The sequence below is a fragment of the Streptomyces sp. Root1310 genome (assembly GCF_001426425.1).
Classification (GTDB): domain Bacteria; phylum Actinomycetota; class Actinomycetes; order Streptomycetales; family Streptomycetaceae; genus Streptomyces.
This window is the reverse complement of sequence record NZ_LMEQ01000001.1, coordinates 347,113-362,813: the sequence shown is the minus strand read 5'-3', so window position 1 is coordinate 362,813 and position 15,701 is coordinate 347,113. Positions and strand designations below refer to the sequence as shown.

The 15,701-nt window shown below is 71.3% G+C and carries 13 protein-coding genes; 5 read left to right on the top strand and 8 right to left on the bottom strand.

Annotation, left to right across the window (positions count from 1 at the left end):
* Positions 1-14 precede the first annotated feature (14 nt).
* The 3 genes from ASD48_RS01675 to ASD48_RS01665 all read right to left on the bottom strand — a co-directional run bounded on the left by ASD48_RS01675 (position 15) and on the right by ASD48_RS01665 (position 3,026).
* Positions 15-830 (bottom strand): DsbA family protein, encoded by an 816-nt coding sequence (locus ASD48_RS01675; protein ID WP_057599531.1) that lies wholly within the window; start codon positions 828-830, stop codon positions 15-17.
* A gap of 109 nt (positions 831-939) precedes the next feature.
* On the bottom strand, positions 940-1,632 hold the full coding sequence (locus ASD48_RS01670) for a hypothetical protein (RefSeq protein ID WP_020129911.1): 693 nt from the start codon (positions 1,630-1,632) through the stop codon (positions 940-942).
* A 68-nt stretch (positions 1,633-1,700) separates the two neighbouring features.
* Entirely contained in the window at positions 1,701-3,026 is a 1,326-nt protein-coding gene (locus tag ASD48_RS01665; protein WP_054242885.1) for a DUF2252 domain-containing protein, read from the bottom strand.
* A gap of 214 nt (positions 3,027-3,240) precedes the next feature.
* Between ASD48_RS01665 and dnaE the strand changes: the two genes are divergently transcribed.
* Positions 3,241-6,780: a DNA polymerase III subunit alpha gene (dnaE, locus tag ASD48_RS01660; RefSeq protein ID WP_057599530.1), complete on the top strand. Its 3,540-nt coding sequence runs from the start codon at positions 3,241-3,243 to the stop codon at positions 6,778-6,780.
* A gap of 157 nt (positions 6,781-6,937) precedes the next feature.
* Here the strand turns inward: dnaE and ASD48_RS44650 are convergent, their stop codons facing one another.
* A complete protein-coding gene (locus tag ASD48_RS44650; protein ID WP_020129908.1) occupies positions 6,938-7,102 on the bottom strand; it encodes a hypothetical protein in 165 nt (54 codons plus the stop codon).
* A 223-nt stretch (positions 7,103-7,325) separates the two neighbouring features.
* Here ASD48_RS44650 and ASD48_RS01655 point away from each other — a divergent pair, with 223 nt between their 5' ends.
* From ASD48_RS01655 to ASD48_RS01640, 4 genes are all read left to right on the top strand, one after another.
* Complete coding sequence (locus ASD48_RS01655) at positions 7,326-8,549, top strand: NYN domain-containing protein (RefSeq protein WP_057599529.1); 1,224 nt, start codon at positions 7,326-7,328, stop codon at positions 8,547-8,549.
* A 107-nt stretch (positions 8,550-8,656) separates the two neighbouring features.
* Positions 8,657-9,631 (top strand): ABC transporter ATP-binding protein, encoded by a 975-nt coding sequence (locus ASD48_RS01650; RefSeq protein ID WP_057599528.1) that lies wholly within the window; start codon positions 8,657-8,659, stop codon positions 9,629-9,631.
* A 94-nt stretch (positions 9,632-9,725) separates the two neighbouring features.
* Positions 9,726-10,550: an ABC transporter permease gene (locus ASD48_RS01645; protein WP_057599527.1), complete on the top strand. Its 825-nt coding sequence runs from the start codon at positions 9,726-9,728 to the stop codon at positions 10,548-10,550.
* Between the two features lie 34 nt (positions 10,551-10,584).
* Positions 10,585-11,274 carry a DUF2567 domain-containing protein gene (locus ASD48_RS01640; RefSeq protein WP_057599526.1) on the top strand — a complete coding sequence of 230 codons (690 nt, stop codon included), beginning with the start codon at positions 10,585-10,587 and terminating at the stop codon, positions 11,272-11,274.
* Positions 11,275-11,515: 241 nt separating this feature from the next.
* On the opposite strand, the gene ybaK is transcribed toward ASD48_RS01640, so the two are convergent.
* The 4 genes from ybaK to ASD48_RS01620 all read right to left on the bottom strand — a co-directional run bounded on the left by ybaK (position 11,516) and on the right by ASD48_RS01620 (position 15,542).
* Positions 11,516-12,019, bottom strand: a complete 504-nt coding sequence (ybaK, locus tag ASD48_RS01635; protein WP_057599525.1) for a Cys-tRNA(Pro) deacylase — start codon at positions 12,017-12,019, stop codon at positions 11,516-11,518.
* Between the two features lie 8 nt (positions 12,020-12,027).
* On the bottom strand, positions 12,028-12,768 hold the full coding sequence (locus tag ASD48_RS01630; protein WP_057599524.1) for an LON peptidase substrate-binding domain-containing protein: 741 nt from the start codon (positions 12,766-12,768) through the stop codon (positions 12,028-12,030).
* A gap of 11 nt (positions 12,769-12,779) precedes the next feature.
* Complete coding sequence (locus ASD48_RS01625) at positions 12,780-13,826, bottom strand: hypothetical protein (protein WP_057599523.1); 1,047 nt, start codon at positions 13,824-13,826, stop codon at positions 12,780-12,782.
* Between the two features lie 126 nt (positions 13,827-13,952).
* Complete coding sequence (locus tag ASD48_RS01620) at positions 13,953-15,542, bottom strand: hypothetical protein (protein ID WP_057600948.1); 1,590 nt, start codon at positions 15,540-15,542, stop codon at positions 13,953-13,955.
* Between the last annotated feature and the right edge of the window lie 159 nt (positions 15,543-15,701).

Here is a 15,701-nt window from a genome sequence, read left to right as displayed (position 1 = left end):
GGATCAGCCGCCGGTCAGCCCTTGAGCGCCGCGTCGATCGCCGTGGTGAAGTCGGCGACCGTCATCGGGGCGTTGCCCTGCCCGTCGGAGCCGGTCAGCGTCTTGCCGTCCATCTTCAGGGTCGGGGTACCCGAGACGCCGCTCTTGTCGAACGTCTTGGACATCTCCAGCGCCCACCGGTCGTAGGTGCCGTTCTTCACGGCGCTCTGGAACTTCGCGTTGCCCTTCAGCGCCGCGACGGTGTTCGCCACCTTGATCAGGTAGGAGTCGTCCTTGAACTTGTCCTCGGTCTCCTCGGGGTGGTACTTCGCCGAGTACATCGCGGTCTTGTACTCGAGGAACGCCTCGGGGCTGACGTTGAGCGCGGCGCCCAGCGCGCTGAGCGCGTTCTTGGAGCCCTCGCCCGTCAGGCTGCGGTCGAGGAAGGTCGCGCCGACGTACTGGATCTTGAACTTGCCGGTGTCGTAGTCGCTCTTCACCGTCGCGCCGACGGTCTGCTCGAACTGGGCGCAGACCGGGCAGCGCGGGTCCTCGTACATCACGAGCGTCTTCTTGGCGCTCGCCTTGCCCATGACGACCGTCGTGCCGTTCTTGCCGCTGGTGTTGGCCGGGGCGACCAGCTTGGCCTTCGCCGCGTCCTCCCAGTAGCCGGGCTTGTTCGCCTGGACGACGGCGTAACCTATGCCGCCCGCCAGGGCGAGCACGCCGACGACCGAGCAGGCGACGATGATCTGCCGCCTGATCTTGGCCCGCTTGGCCTCGCGCTCACGCTCGATGCGCAGCCGCTCCCGGGCCGCCGTCTTCGCCGCCGCGCTGTTCCGCTTGCTCATGGTGTTCTCCCAAGGGACGCGCACATGCCGTGCGCGGAAGTTCGTGTGGGGACTGAGGGACTGAAGTGGTGCTCGGGGTGCCGGGGCCTGCGCAGACGTACGGGCCTGTTCAGACCGCGGCGAGCGAGCACGGCGGTCCACGCCGTCCCAAGGAGTGCACGAGAATCCGCTCGCGGACGGTGGTCGACCGGCGGGTGGGCCGCGGCAGGCGGCGGGCCGCCGGGGCGCGTCGTACGGCCACGGCGGCGACGGCCAGCAGCAGCGGCCGGAAGGTCGTCGCGGTCGCGGCCCGCAGCAGCTGGGCCAGCGCCCGCTCGCCCCGGCGCAGCCAGGCGGCCGCGATCAGGCCGACGCAGACGTGCGCGCCGAGCAGCAGCCAGGCGGCGGCCGGGTCGGGGTGGGCGAGGAGCCCGCCCAGCCGGTCGGTGTCGGTGCCGGTGACCTGGGCCAGCGGGGTGCCGACGGGAGTGCCGTCACCGCACAGCACGTCCCAGCCGACCGAGGCCAGCGGGCCGGCGACCGGGCCGCCCGCCCGGCCGTAGCAGACGTGCTGGCCGGTGGTGAAGACGGTGTCGGCCGCCAGCTCCAGCGGGATCAGCAGGGCGGCGATGCGCCCGAAGCCGCACTCGCGGCCGGCGAGGACATAGGCGAGGGCGAACACGGCGGCCGCGACGGCGGCCACCGTGTTGAGCGGCAGCGGGGCCCGGGACAGCAGCACGTGCGACGCGGTGCTGAGCGTCACGACGCATGCCGTGAACAGCGCCGCGCGTACGGCTCTGAGGCGGGTCCCGGATATGTCCATAGCGGAGGAGAGTGTGTCACGTGCTCCTGTAGGAGGCCCCTAAAGGGTCCCTGTGAGAAGGCGGACCGTTAGAGACCTGGAATCCGGCCGTTGCGGAACAGGTCGACGAAGATCTGGTGGTCGGTACGCGCGCGTGCGCCGTAGGTGTGCGCGAAGTCGACCAGGAGCGGCGCGAAGCCGTCCTCGTCGGCCGCGATCGCCGCGTCGATGGCCCGCTCGGTGGAGAAGGGCACCAGGGACTCGCCGGAGGTGTCGTCCGCCGCCGCGTGCATCGTGGCCGTGGCCCGGCCCAGGTCGGCGACGACGCCCGCGATCTCCTCCGGGTCGTCGATGTCGCCCCAGTCGAGGTCGACCGCGTACGGCGAGACCTCGGCGACCAGCTGCCCCGCGCCGCCCAGCTCGGTCCAGCCCAGCCACGGGTCGGCGTGCTGCTGGAGGGCGCGCTGGGAGATCACCGTGCGGTGGCCCTCGTGCTGGAAGTAGTCGCGGATCGCCGGGTCCGTGATGTGCCGGGAGACGGCCGGCGTCTGGGCCTGCTTGATGTAGATCACCACGTCGTTCTCCAGGGCGTCGCTGTGGCCCTCGAGGAGGATGTTGTACGACGGCAGACCGGCCGAGCCGATACCGATGCCCCGGCGGCCGACGACGTCCTTCACGCGGTAGGAGTCCGGGCGGGCCAGGGAGGTCTCCGGAAGCGTCTCCAGATAGCCGTCGAAGGCCGCGAGCACCTTGTAGCGGGTGGCGGCGTCCAGCTCGATGGAACCGCCGCCCGGTGCGAAGCGGCGCTCGAAGTCACGGATCTCCGTCATCGAGTCCAGCAGCCCGAAGCGGGTCAGGGAGCGCGCGTCGCGCAGCGCGTCGAGCAGCGGGCCCTGCGCGGTGTCCAGGGTGAAGGGCGGCACCTCGTCGCTCTTGGCGCCGGTGGCCAGCGCGTGGATCCGCTCCCGGTACGCGCCCGCGTAGACCTCCACCAGCTCGCTGATCTGGTCGTCACCGAGCGCCTTCGCGTACCCGATGAGGGCGATGGAGGCGGAGAGGCGCTTCAGGTCCCAGGTGAAGGGGCCGACGTACGCCTCGTCGAAGTCGTTGACGTTGAAGATCAGCCGGCCGGTCGCGTCCATGTACGTGCCGAAGTTCTCCGCGTGCAGGTCGCCGTGGATCCACACGCGCGAGGTGCGCTCGTCCAGGAACGGGCCGCCCCGCTTCTCGGCGTCCAGGTCGTGGTAGAAGAGGCCCGCGGTACCGCGGTAGAACGCGAACGCGGAGGCCGCCATCTTCCGGAACTTCACCCGGAACGCGGCCGGGTCGGCGGCCAGGAGCTCGCCGAACGCGGTGTCGAAGACGGCGAGGATCTCCTCGCCGCGGTGCTCGTCGTTGAGCTGCGGAACCGACATCGCTGGTGCCTCCTGGTGCATGACATGTACGACAGCGTTTCTGTCGCATCCAACGGGCGGGGGCGGACGAAAGTGCCCGCGGCCTCACCCGTGAAGGTACGTGGGGAACGAGCCCGGGTGTCAGTCGCGAGGCATAGACTTCGACGCTGTCCCCCGATCCGTCCGTAACCGGTGGGACACCCGTCGCCGTATGTTTCCCTTGGAGGCCGCAGCCGTGTCAAAGCCGCCGTTCACGCACCTGCACGTCCACACCCAGTACTCGCTGCTGGACGGTGCCGCGCGGCTCAAGGACATGTTCGACGCGTGCAACGAGATGGGCATGACCCACATCGCCATGTCGGACCACGGCAACCTGCACGGGGCGTACGACTTCTTCCACACCGCGAAGAAGGCCGGAGTCACCCCGATCATCGGGATCGAGGCGTACGTCGCCCCCGAGTCCCGGCGCAACAAGCGCAAGATCCAGTGGGGCCAGCCGCACCAGAAGCGCGACGACGTCTCCGGTTCCGGCGGCTACACCCACAAGACGATCTGGGCGGCCAACGCGACGGGCCTGCACAACCTCTTCCGGCTCTCCTCGGACGCGTACGCCGAGGGCTGGCTGCAGAAGTGGCCGCGCATGGACAAGGAGACCATCGCCCAGTGGTCCGAGGGGCTCATCGCCTCCACCGGCTGCCCCTCGGGCGAGCTCCAGACCCGGCTGCGCCTCGGCCAGAAGGAGGAGGCGCTCAAGGCGGCCGCCGACTACCAGGACATCTTCGGCAAGGACCGGTACTTCCTGGAGCTGATGGACCACGGCATCGAGATCGAGAGCCGGGTCCGTGACGGCCTCCTGGAGATCGGCAAGAAGCTCGGCATCCCGCCCCTGGTCACCAACGACTCGCACTACACGTACGCGCACGAGGCCACCGCGCACGACGCGCTGCTGTGCATCCAGACCGGCAAGAACCTCTCGGACCCGGACCGCTTCCGCTTCGACGGCACCGGCTACTACCTGAAGTCCACGGACGAGATGTACGCCATCGACTCCTCCGACGCCTGGCAGGAGGGCTGCGCCAACACCCTCCTGGTGGCCGAGCAGATCGACACCACCGGCATGTTCGAGGCGAAGAACCTCATGCCGAAGTTCGACATCCCCGACGGCTTCACCGAGGTCACCTGGTTCAAGGAGGAGGTCCGCCGGGGGATGGACCGCCGCTTCCCGGGCGGCGTCCCCGAGGACCGGCAGAAGCAGGTCGAGTACGAGATGGACGTCATCATCCAGATGGGGTTCCCGGGCTACTTCCTCGTCGTCGCCGACTTCATCATGTGGGCGAAGAACCAGGGCATCGCGGTCGGTCCGGGGCGTGGTTCCGCGGCCGGCTCGATCGTCGCCTACGCGATGGGCATCACCGACCTCGACCCGATCCCGCACGGCCTGATCTTCGAGCGGTTCCTCAACCCCGAGCGCGTCTCCATGCCCGATGTCGACATCGACTTCGACGAGCGCAGGCGCGTCGAGGTGATCCGGTACGTGACCGAGAAGTACGGCGCCGACAAGGTCGCCATGATCGGCACCTACGGCAAGATCAAGGCGAAGAACGCCATCAAGGACTCCGCGCGCGTGCTGGGCTACCCGTACGCGATGGGCGACCGCCTCACCAAGGCCATGCCCGCCGACGTCCTGGGCAAGGGCATCGACCTCAACGGCATCACGGACCCCTCGCACCCGCGGTACAGCGAGGCGGGCGAGATCCGCGCGATGTACGAGAACGAGCCGGACGTCAAGAAGGTCATCGACACCGCCAAGGGCGTCGAGGGCCTGGTCCGGCAGATGGGCGTGCACGCGGCCGGCGTGATCATGTCCAGCGAGCCCATCGTCGACCACGCCCCCATCTGGGTGCGGCACACCGACGGCGTGACCATCACCCAGTGGGACTACCCGCAGTGCGAGTCGCTCGGCCTGCTGAAGATGGACTTCCTCGGCCTGCGCAACCTCACGATCATGGACGACGCCGTCAAGATGGTGAAGTCCAACAAGGGCGTCGACCTCGACCTGCTGGCCCTGCCGCTCGACGATCCGAAGACCTTCGAACTCCTCCAGCGCGGTGAGACCCTCGGCGTCTTCCAGTTCGACGGCGGCCCCATGCGCTCCCTGCTGCGCCTGATGAAGCCCGACAACTTCGAAGACATCTCCGCCGTCTCGGCGCTCTACCGTCCCGGCCCGATGGGCATGGACTCGCACACCAACTACGCGCTCCGCAAGAACAAGCTCCAGGAGATCACCCCGATCCACAAGGAGCTCGAGGAGCCGCTCGAAGAGGTCCTGGCGGTCACCTACGGCCTGATCGTCTACCAGGAGCAGGTGCAGAAGGCCGCCCAGATCATCGCCGGGTACTCGCTCGGCGAGGCCGACATCCTGCGTCGCGTGATGGGCAAGAAGAAGCCCGACGAGCTCGCGAAGAACTTCACCATCTTCCAGGCCGGCGCCAAGAAGAACGGCTACAGCGACGAGGCGATCAAGGCCCTGTGGGACGTGCTGGTCCCCTTCGCCGGCTACGCCTTCAACAAGGCGCACTCCGCCGCGTACGGCCTGGTCTCGTACTGGACCGCCTACCTGAAGGCGAACCACCCCGCCGAGTACATGGCCGGACTGCTCACCTCGGTCAAGGACGACAAGGACAAGTCGGCCGTCTACCTCAACGAGTGCCGCCGCATGGGCATCAAGGTGCTCCCGCCGAACGTCAACGAGTCGGTGCACAACTTCGCCGCACAGGGCGACGACGTGATCCTCTTCGGCCTCGAAGCCGTGCGCAACGTCGGCACCAACGTGGTGGAGTCGATCATCAGGAGCCGCAAGGCCAAGGGCAAGTACGGCTCCTTCCCCGACTACCTCGACAAGGTCGAGGCGGTCGCGTGCAACAAGCGCACCACGGAGTCGCTGATCAAGGCGGGCGCGTTCGACACCCTGGGGCACACCCGCAAGGGCCTCACCGCGCACTTCGAGCCGATGATCGACAACGTGGTCGCGGTCAAGCGCAAGGAGGCCGAGGGCCAGTTCGACCTCTTCGGCGGCATGGGCGAGGAGGAGACGAGCGAGCCCGGTTTCGGACTCGACGTCGAGTTCACGACCGACGAGTGGGAGAAGACGTATCTGCTCGCCCAGGAGCGGGAGATGCTCGGTCTGTACGTCTCCGACCACCCGCTGTTCGGTCTGGAGCACGTGCTGTCCGACAAGGCCGACGCGGGCATCGCCCAGCTCACCGGCGGTGAGCACGCGGACGGCGCGGTCGTCACCATCGGCGGCATCATCTCCGGTCTCCAGCGGAAGATGACCAAGCAGGGCAACGCCTGGGCGATCGCCACCGTCGAGGACCTCGCGGGCTCCATCGAGTGCATGTTCTTCCCGGCGACCTACCAGCTCGTCTCGACCCAACTCGTCGAGGACGCCGTCGTCTTCGTCAAGGGCCGCCTCGACAAGCGGGAGGACGTGCCGCGGCTCGTCGCCATGGAGCTGCAGGTCCCCGACCTGTCGAACGCGGGCACCAACGCCCCCGTGATCCTCACCATCCCGGCCACCCGGGTCACCCCGCCGATGATCAACCGCCTGGGGGAGATCCTCACTCACCACCGGGGCGACAGCGAGGTCCGGATCAGGCTCCAGGGCCCGACCAAGACGACCGTGCTGCGGCTGGACCGGCACCGGGTCAAGCCCGACCCCGCGCTGTTCGGTGATCTGAAGGTGCTGCTCGGCCCGTCCTGCCTGGCCGGCTGAGCGCGGCAGAGGGCGGGAGACCGCGGGAGACCGCGGGAGAACACGGGAGAGCAGGGCGACCGCGGGAACCCCGCGGGGGAGTAACCCGCGAGGGGCGCATCCGGTACCGGATGCGCCCCTCGGTGCGTGCGAGCCGCAACGGCCCGTCACCCGGGTGTCAGTTGTGGCCGAAGCGCTTCTGCCGGCCCTTGCGGGCGACATCGGCCGGCGTCACCTGTGCGATGCGCTGCTCGGCCTGCGACTCCATCGAGGACTGCTGGGCCGCCTGCTGACCACGCTCGGACTGCGGCTGTTTACGCTCCTGCTTCTTGTTCTTGGCCATGGTGATCTGCCTCCTGGGGGGATCTGGGGGCCATCGACGCGACCAGACTCACATAGGCTGACTTACAACGCATTTCGGATAATTACCGTCTGTAACAGGGGTTGTCGGAGCGCAAGCCCCCGAAACGCCACGCCGAAGATCGAGTTCCGGCCGTTAACCTCCGCGTGGTCGGGCAGACTCGAAGAAAGCCCGATGCAAACCTCCCGGAAAGAGGGTGAGTCGTGTGGACCGCTGCATCGTCCTGGTGGACGCCGGGTATCTGCTGGGGGCCGCCGCCAGCCTCCTCGCCGGAGAGCCCTCGCGATCGAAGATCACCGTCGACCACTCCGCCCTCGTCCAGGGACTGCGCGAACAGGCCGAGTCCGAGACCGAGCGGCCGCTGCTGCGCATCTACTGGTTCGACGGCGCCCCCGACCGCGTCCCCCAGCCCGAACACCGCAGACTGCGCGTGATGCCCCGGGTGACCGTCCGGCTGGGCGCACTGACCCGCAGCGACGGCCGCTGGGCCCAGAAGGGCGTCGACGCGGCCATGCACGCCGAGCTGACCGAACTGGCCCGCAACCGCGCCTGCTCCGACGTCGTCCTCGTCACCGGCGACGGCGATCTGCTGCCCGGCATGATGGCCGCCAAGGAACACGGCGTCGCCGTCCACCTGTGGGCCGTCCAGGCCGCCGACGGCGACTACAACCAGTCGGAGGACCTCGTCGCCGAGGCCGACGAACGGCGCGTCCTGGACCGCACCTGGATCACCAAGGCCGTACGCGCAAAGGAGGTCGGCGGCACCTGCGCGTCGCCGCCCGCCCCCCGGCCCGAGATCGCCGCGATCCTCTCCGCGCCGCTGCCCGACTCCGGTCTCGCCCGCGCCTCCGACCGGAGCGCCGAGCAGACCGAGCACGCCTCCGCGGCCGGCGTCTCCGAGAACGGGAGCGAGGAACGCGTTCCCGCGCCCAAGGGAGGCGTGCCGACCCCCAAGGACCTGGCCGCCCTGCGCGCACCCGGCGCCCAGGCAGTCCAGCACCCCACCACGGCGACCCTGCGCTGGTCCTCCGACAAGGGCTGGGTCGACCGTCCCGGGATCCCCGCCGAGCCCTCCGAGGTCGCCGCGATGCCGACGCTCGCGCAGCTCACCACGGCGGAGCAGCGGTGGGCCGACCGCGAGGAGGACATCACCACCGTCGGCGGCGACCCCTACGAGGTGGGGCAGGTCTTCGCCCGCCGGTGGATGGCGCGCCTCGGCGAGCAGGGCCAGCTCCAGAAGCTGTCGGGCATGTACCCGCGGATCCCGCACCGCATCGACGGCGAGCTGCTCAGATACGCGGCCCGCTTCGGACTGCTCGCCCACAAGGACGACCAGATCGACGAACACGACCGGTACGCCATCCGGGCGGGATTCTGGCGCGAGATCGACGTACGGACCGCCGCCGAGCACGCTCCGGCCGGGGACTGAACCGGCCGCCCGGGACGCCCCGACGGCGAGCGACGGTCCGTGACCCCGTAGTCTCGTCCCTTGTGAGTACGCGCGCGGCACCGCCCATTCGGCACAGGGACGAGGTCGTGTGTGCCGTGCGCGGGCTGACCAAGACCTATCCGGCGGTCCGCGGCCGGCGCGGCACTCCCGCGACACCCGAGGTCCGGGCCACCGACGACGTACGGCTGGACATCCGGCGCGGTGAGATCTTCGGGCTGCTCGGGCCGAACGGCGCCGGGAAGACCACCCTCGTCCGGCAGATGACCGGCCTGATGCGGCCCGACTCCGGCAGCGTGGAGATCCTCGGGCACGACATCGTGCGCCACCCCGAGCGGGCCGCGCGGATCCTCGCCTACCTCGGGCAGGAGTCCACCGCGCTCGACGACCTCACCGTCTCGCTGGCCGCCGAGACCACCGGACGGCTGCGCGGCCTCGACGTGCGCGCGGCTCGCCGGGAGCGGGACGCCGTCCTCGACGAGCTGGGGCTCACGCCGATCGCCGGACGGCCGCTGCGCAAGCTGTCCGGCGGACAGCGCCGGCTGGCCTGCTTCGCCGCCGTGCTGGTGGGGGAGCGCCCCCTGCTCGTGCTGGACGAACCGACCACCGGGATGGATCCGGTGGCCCGGCGGGCCGTATGGGCCTCCGTGGACCGGCGGCGGGCCGAGCGCGGGACGACCGTGCTGCTCGTCACCCACAACGTCATCGAGGCGGAGACCGTCCTCGACCGGGTCGCCGTCATCGACCAGGGCCGGGTCATCGCCTGCGACACCCCCACGGGGCTCAAGGAGCAGGTCGCCGACGAGGTGCGGGTCGAACTGGTGTGGCGCGAGCGGGCCCCGCTGGACGTGCCCGAGGTCGCCGCGCTGCGCGAGCGGGCCGTGGAGTCGGGCCGCCGCTGGACCCTGCGGCTGGCGCCCGACGAGGCCCGCGCGGTCGTCGCCACCGTCACCGGCGGAGCCGCCTTCGCCGCCCTGGACGACTTCACGCTGGCCACACCGAGCCTGGAGGACGTCTATCTGGCTCTGGGCGGGGCGGCACGGCAGGGACTGGTGCGGGCTTGAGGGCGGCTGGAGCGCGGGGCGCCGAGGTGAGCGAGCGAGCCTCCAGGCCCGTATGGGACGGTAGGGGAACCGTAGGGAAGAGGAGCAACGTCACGTGAGTGTCGTACCCGCCGAGGTTCTGCCGGGAAGCGCCCGGGCCGTCACACAGACCGTGCCCCGCGCGGCCGCCGAGCTGGCCCCCCGCGCGCGGCTGTGGCCGTCGCTGGTGGCCGTGTACCGGGCGCAGCTGTCCCGGGCCCGGGTGGCGCGCATCCCGCTGCTGTTCGTGGCGACCTTCCAGTCGGTCGGCATCCTGATCATGATGCGGGGAGTGGTGGACGGGGGCCGTGAGGCGGAGGCCGTGGTGGCGGGCTCCGCGGTTCTCGTCGTCGCGTTCGTAGCGCTCAACCTGCTCGCGCAGTACTTCGGACAGCTGCGGGCGAGCGGCGGACTGGACCACTACGCGACCCTGCCGGTGCCGCCCGCGGCCGTGGTGCTCGGGGCGGCCGGGGCGTACGCGTCCTTCACCGTGCCGGGGACCCTGGTGACCGCGGTCTTCGGATGCGTGCTGTTCGGGCTGCCGCTGACCCATCTGTGGATCCTCGCGGCCGTGATCCCGCTGGCCGGCGCCGCGCTGTCCGGCCTGGGCGCGGCCTTCGGGCTCCTCGCGCCCAGGCCGGAGCTGGCCACCGTGCTGGGGCAGCTCGGCATGTCGGCGGCGCTGCTGCTGGGCGTGCTGCCGCCGGACCGGATGCCCGAGGCGGTGCGCTTCGCCCGCGACCTGCTGCCGTCGACGTACGGGGTCGAGGCGTTCGCCCGGACCTTCCGGGCGAGTCCCGACTGGGCGTTCGTCCTCGCCGACCTCGCCGTGTGCGCCGGGGTCGGCGTCGTTTCGCTGGCCGCCGCCACCTGGGCGTACCGCCGGGCCGCCGTCCGGTGACGCGCGGCACAGGCGCGCCTGGCACGATGTCAGAGTGACCGCACCGCTGACTCCGCCTCCGCCGCCGCACGAACCGTCCTCGCACACGGCCTGGCCGCCGCCGCCCGGCGGGTACGCGGGGGTGGCCACCGCGCCCCATGACGTCGCGTACGGACAGGACGGGCCCGGCATGAAGACCGAACTGCGCGAAGCCGCCGTCGTCACGGTCGCGGTCGCGCTCGCCGGAGCGCTGCTCGGACTGCTGTGGGTGTGGCTGGCGCCCAAGGTGCCGCTGGTCGGTGACCTGGTGGACGACAACTGGGTCGTCTACTTCAAGGACACCGAGGGCGAGCAGGCGATCGGCGTGGACGGAACGTTCACACTGCTGGCCCTGGCGTGCGGGGCCGTGAGCGCCCTGGCCGTGTTCCTGTGGCGGCGGCGCGGTGGAGTGCCGCTGGTGATCGGCCTCGCCGTCGGGGGGTTCCTGGGGTCGTTGCTGGCCTGGCGGCTGGGGGTGTGGCTGGGGCCCGACTCCGATGTCATCGCGCACGCGCAGTCCGCGGGCAAGGGGGTCACGTTCTCCGCTCCGCTGAAGCTCGGCGCGAAGGGGGCGTTGCTGGCGTGGTCGTTCGCCGCGGCGCTGGTGCATCTGGGGCTCACGGCGTTGTTCGGGCCTCGGGATCCCGATCCGTATCCGGCGCATATGGGTGCGCCCAAGGACGGGTACGGCGCGCCGATGGGCTAGCGGGGCTTTCCTCGCCCCCGCCGCCCCTTCCCGTCCCGACCCTGGGGGCCGCGCCCCCAGACCCCCGCTTTCGGCCTGGACGGCCTCGTCCTCAAGCGCCGGACGGGCTGTTCAGGTCCCGGGGGGTCTCGTACTCACGTGCCGGACGGGCTGTTCAGGTTTCGAGCGGGGCTCGTACTCACGTGCCGGACGGGCTTTTCAGGTACCGGGGGGTCTCGTACTCACGTGCCGGACGGGCTGTCTACGCGCGGGCGATCTCGGACAGGACCGCTCCCGTGAGGCCGGCCAGGTCCGCCGGGGAGAGTTCCACCTCCAGGCCCCTGCGGCCCGCCGAGACGCAGATCGTGGGGTGGGTCGTGGCCGAGGCGTCCAGGACCGTGGGGAGCCTCTTGCGCTGGCCCAGGGGGGAGATGCCGCCCCGGACGTAGCCCGTGGTGCGTTCCGCGAGGGTCGGGTCGGCCATCGCCGCCCGTTTTCCGCCCACCGCCGACGCCAGGGCCTTCAGGTCGAGGGAGCCGGCCACCGGGACCACGGCGACCGTCAGCGCGCCGTCCACGTCCGCGACCAGCGTCTTGAAGACCCGGTCGGGGGAGACGCCCATGGCCTCGGCGGCCTCCTCGCCGTAGGACGGGTGGCTCGGGTCGTGGTCGTAGGCGTGCACCGTGAACTCGACGCCCGCCGCCGTGAGGGCCACCGTCGCGGGCGTGCCCGCGGACTGCTGCTGCTTCTTCGTCTTCTTCGCCATGCGGGCCTTCAGTTGAGACTGGTCGGGCCGCGCGTCAGGTCCGACGCGGGCAGCGAGGGCAGGCTGCGGATGATCGCCGTCTCCGCGCGCAGCAGTGTCAGCTCGTCCCGCAGGCGGGAGGCCGTGTCCGGGGCCTGGAGCAGGCGCTGCTTGGTCGGGGTGTCCAGCATCATCGCGGCCGCCACCAGGTACGACACCACCGACGGGTCGTCCGGGAGATCCGCGCCGGTGGTCAGTGAGCGCTCGCGGGCGCCCGCCAGGCGCTTCTGGTACTGACGGAAGGCGCGCAGCACGCCCTCCGCGAGGGCGCCCGCCTCGTCGCCCGGGTCCTCGGGCAGCTCCTGGAGTTCGGCGGTCAGGAACGGGCCCGACGCGTCCACCGACAGCAGCTTCACGCGGGTCGTGCCCGTCGCCAGTACCTCGAAGGTGCCGTCGGCGCGCTCGCGGATGGTCGCCGCGTCGGCCACGCAGCCGACGTCGTGGAACGCCTTGAGCGGGGTGTCGCCGAAGCCCGCCGCGGGGCCGCGCTCCGGCAGCGCGGTCTGGTCGGGCAGGCCGTGGGAGCTGGGGGCCACCTCATGGCCGTCGCGGATGGCCACGACGGCGAACCGGCGTGATTCGTCCTCGGGGGTCTTCAACAGGTCGCGCATCATGGCGCGATAGCGCTCCTCGAACACGTTGAGCGGGAGCACGAGCCCCGGGAACAACGCCGAGTTCAGGGGGAAGAGCGGCAGACGGACGGTGGTCACGACGCTGAAGCCTAGTGGTCCGCGGAGTGGGCTCGTCCGCCGTGACCGATCCCTGGACTCCACGGGGGCCGCTCGGACGGCCCCGAGCGGACTTCCTCACGCACCGCCAGGAAGTGGCCGAGCGGGTCGTCCGACAGCCGGCCCCAGGGGAAGGACGTGGCGTAGGGGCCGATCAGACGCAGTTGCGCGAGGGCGTCGTCGTGGCGGTCCAGGCGGACCAGGACGTACGTCAGCACATTGCGGATCTCGGCCGGCCAGGGATCGACGGACGGGAAACGGGCGGAGAGCGCGATGGCGCGGTCGGCCGCCGCGTCCAGTCGCTCGCGCGGTACCTCGGGCCCGCAGCCGTCGGTCAGGTACGCGAAAGCGGCCCGCGTCGGCAGCGCCTGGACGAGGGAGCCGGCCGGCGCGTCCTGCGCGGCACGGTCGGCGAAGTCGAAGCACTCCCGGTGGGAGCCGTGCCACGACTCGGCGAGATAGCGCTTGGCGGCGACATGGCAGCCGTAGTGGTGCGGGGCGCGGCGGACCGCGGCCGACCACAGTTCGCCGAAGTACTTGTGTCCGGCGCGGGTGCCGCGCGCGTGGTCCAGGGCGATCCGCCACGGCACCGGGTCGCGGACGTCGCTCTGCGCGGCGGCCGTGATCAGCGGGCTCACCTCGCGAAGCAGCTCGGCCCGGGCCGGTGAGCGCCAGGCCCGGTGGACCGCGAGCTGGGCGGCGACGAGCAGCACGTCCGGGTCGCGCGGGGCGGCGGCGCACCACTCCTCGAACCACTCCGACCGGGAGTGCGCGAAGGAGGCCAGCCGGGTGGCGTAACGGTCCCGGTACTCCCACTCGGCCGCTTCCCGGGTCTGGGCCATCAGCCGGGCGGCGGGCGCGTAGGCGCCCAGCCCGGCGGCGACCAGGGCCGGACCGAGCCGGTCGTCGGGCACGTCGAGGAGCACCTCGTCGTCGGCGGGGAGCCCGGCGGCGCTGTGGGGGGCGGCGGCGTTCCGAGCCGTCCGGGAGGCCCGGGAGGCGCGGATGAACGGGGGCAGCAGAGCCATGGTGTCGCCCATTGAAAAGCCGCGCGTTCAGATTGCGCCAGAGGGTTCCGGCACCTTCACGAAAGTTGTACACCGTACGGTCAAGGAGCGGTAAAAGGTGACTGTGGGCGACTGCGGGAGAGCCCGCTGTCCACCCTTTCACCCCCGGCGCAGCAGCCGCGTGGCCCCCGCCGCGACCGTCGTCGCCAGGATCCAGCCGAGCAGGATCAGCGCCGACGACAGCCACTGCCAGCCGCCGCGCAGCTGCCACTCGCCGACCTGCCCGAGGTCGATGACCGGCAGCAGCAGGTCGAGGGCGAAGAGGGCGGGATTCCAGGGCGGGTGCCCGTCCCGGTGCACGGGCGGATGCGCGGCGTGCGCGAAGGCCAGCGAGCTCGCCGCCCACAGCACCGCCATCCACACCGCCGCACGGCCCGGCCGGTACCCGTAGGCGACCGTCCAGTCCTGGACGTAGCCCCAGAGCTTCGCGGCCGGCGGCAGGGTCTCGCGGCGCCGCCGCTGCTTGGCCAGCAGCACCTCGCGGGCGTCCTCGTCCTCGCCGCCGGCCCGCAGCACGGCGGCCAGCCGTTCGTACGGCTCCGGAGCGTACTCGGCGGTCGCCGCGGCCACCCAGCGCAGCCGCTCGGCCAGCGGGAACGGGCCCTGCGGCACCAGGTTCTCGTAGGCGAAGCCGCCCATGTGCACACTGCCGGGACCCGGCCACGCGCTCGCCCGGTCCACCAGGTTGATCACCCGGGCGCCCGACAGCACCACCTTGCCGCGCGGCGGCCGCTCCCCGAGGAAGCGCAGCTCGGGCGTCTGCACCCGGCGCAGCGACAGCTCCTGGTCCTCCGTGAACACGAACCGGGCCCGCTCCAGGTCCACGGCGTCCCCGAACCGCCCGTCGTCCAGCCGCACCCCGCCCCGGCACTCGAAGCGCTGGACGCGGGTCCCGCGCGCGGGGGTCGTGCCGCTCAGCGCCTGGCCGCCGACGCCGGCCGGGGTCAGGTACAGCGAGCGCTCCACCGTCAACTGGGGCGCGTTCAGCGCGAGCCGGGTGTACGGGTTGGCCAGCCGCGCGCCGCGCAGGCTCAGCGACACGCCGATCTTGGCGCTGCGCAGGCTCAGCTCGCCGTGCGATTCGAGCAGCTCGGCCTGGAAGTCCTGGCCGACCGTCAGGCCGTCGGCGGCGATCGAACGGCCGCTGCGGTCGCGGTAGACGATCGCCTGGTTGAGCAGCAGGTCCGTGCCGATGTGCGCGTCGGTGAGCCGGACGCCGTTGTGGAAGCGGCAGCGGGGGAGGTGCAGATCGCCCTCGGTGTGCACCCGGGCCGCCTCCAGCCGCGGCACCGAGCAGTCCACCATCCGCAGCGTCGTGAACCGGGCCTCCGGCAGCAGTACCTCCCGCTCGAAACGGCAGCGCTTCATCTCCAGATACGGCACCACCGTGCCGCCCGCGAGGTCCAGGGTGCCGCTGACCTGCACACCCGCCAGCTTCAGCGAGGCGACCCGGCCGGCCAGCGCGGGCGGCCCGTCGAGCAGCAGCCAGGCGACGATCCGCGCCCGCACGGTCCGCGACGCGCCCCACGGATGCCCGCCGTGCGGGTCGTCGACGACCGTGTCCCCGCTGCTCAGGTCGTACACGCTGCCGTTGCGGAAGGCCTGCCACATGCCGGCCTCGGCGGCGGTCAGGTCGTCCGGCAGATCGCCCGGATCGCCTCCCGCGCGGCTGTCGGCCCCCTCGGTCACACTCTTCACCCCCTTCGTCACTCACGGTTTTCGCACAGCTGTTCATGCCCGGTGGGCGACTCCCGAACGCTAGACCCGAAGCCGATCTTCCGGATTCCGGCCAGGTTCTGTATCAGCCATTGATACGCGCGAACGACGCCCGATCCCGGTCTGAGAGAA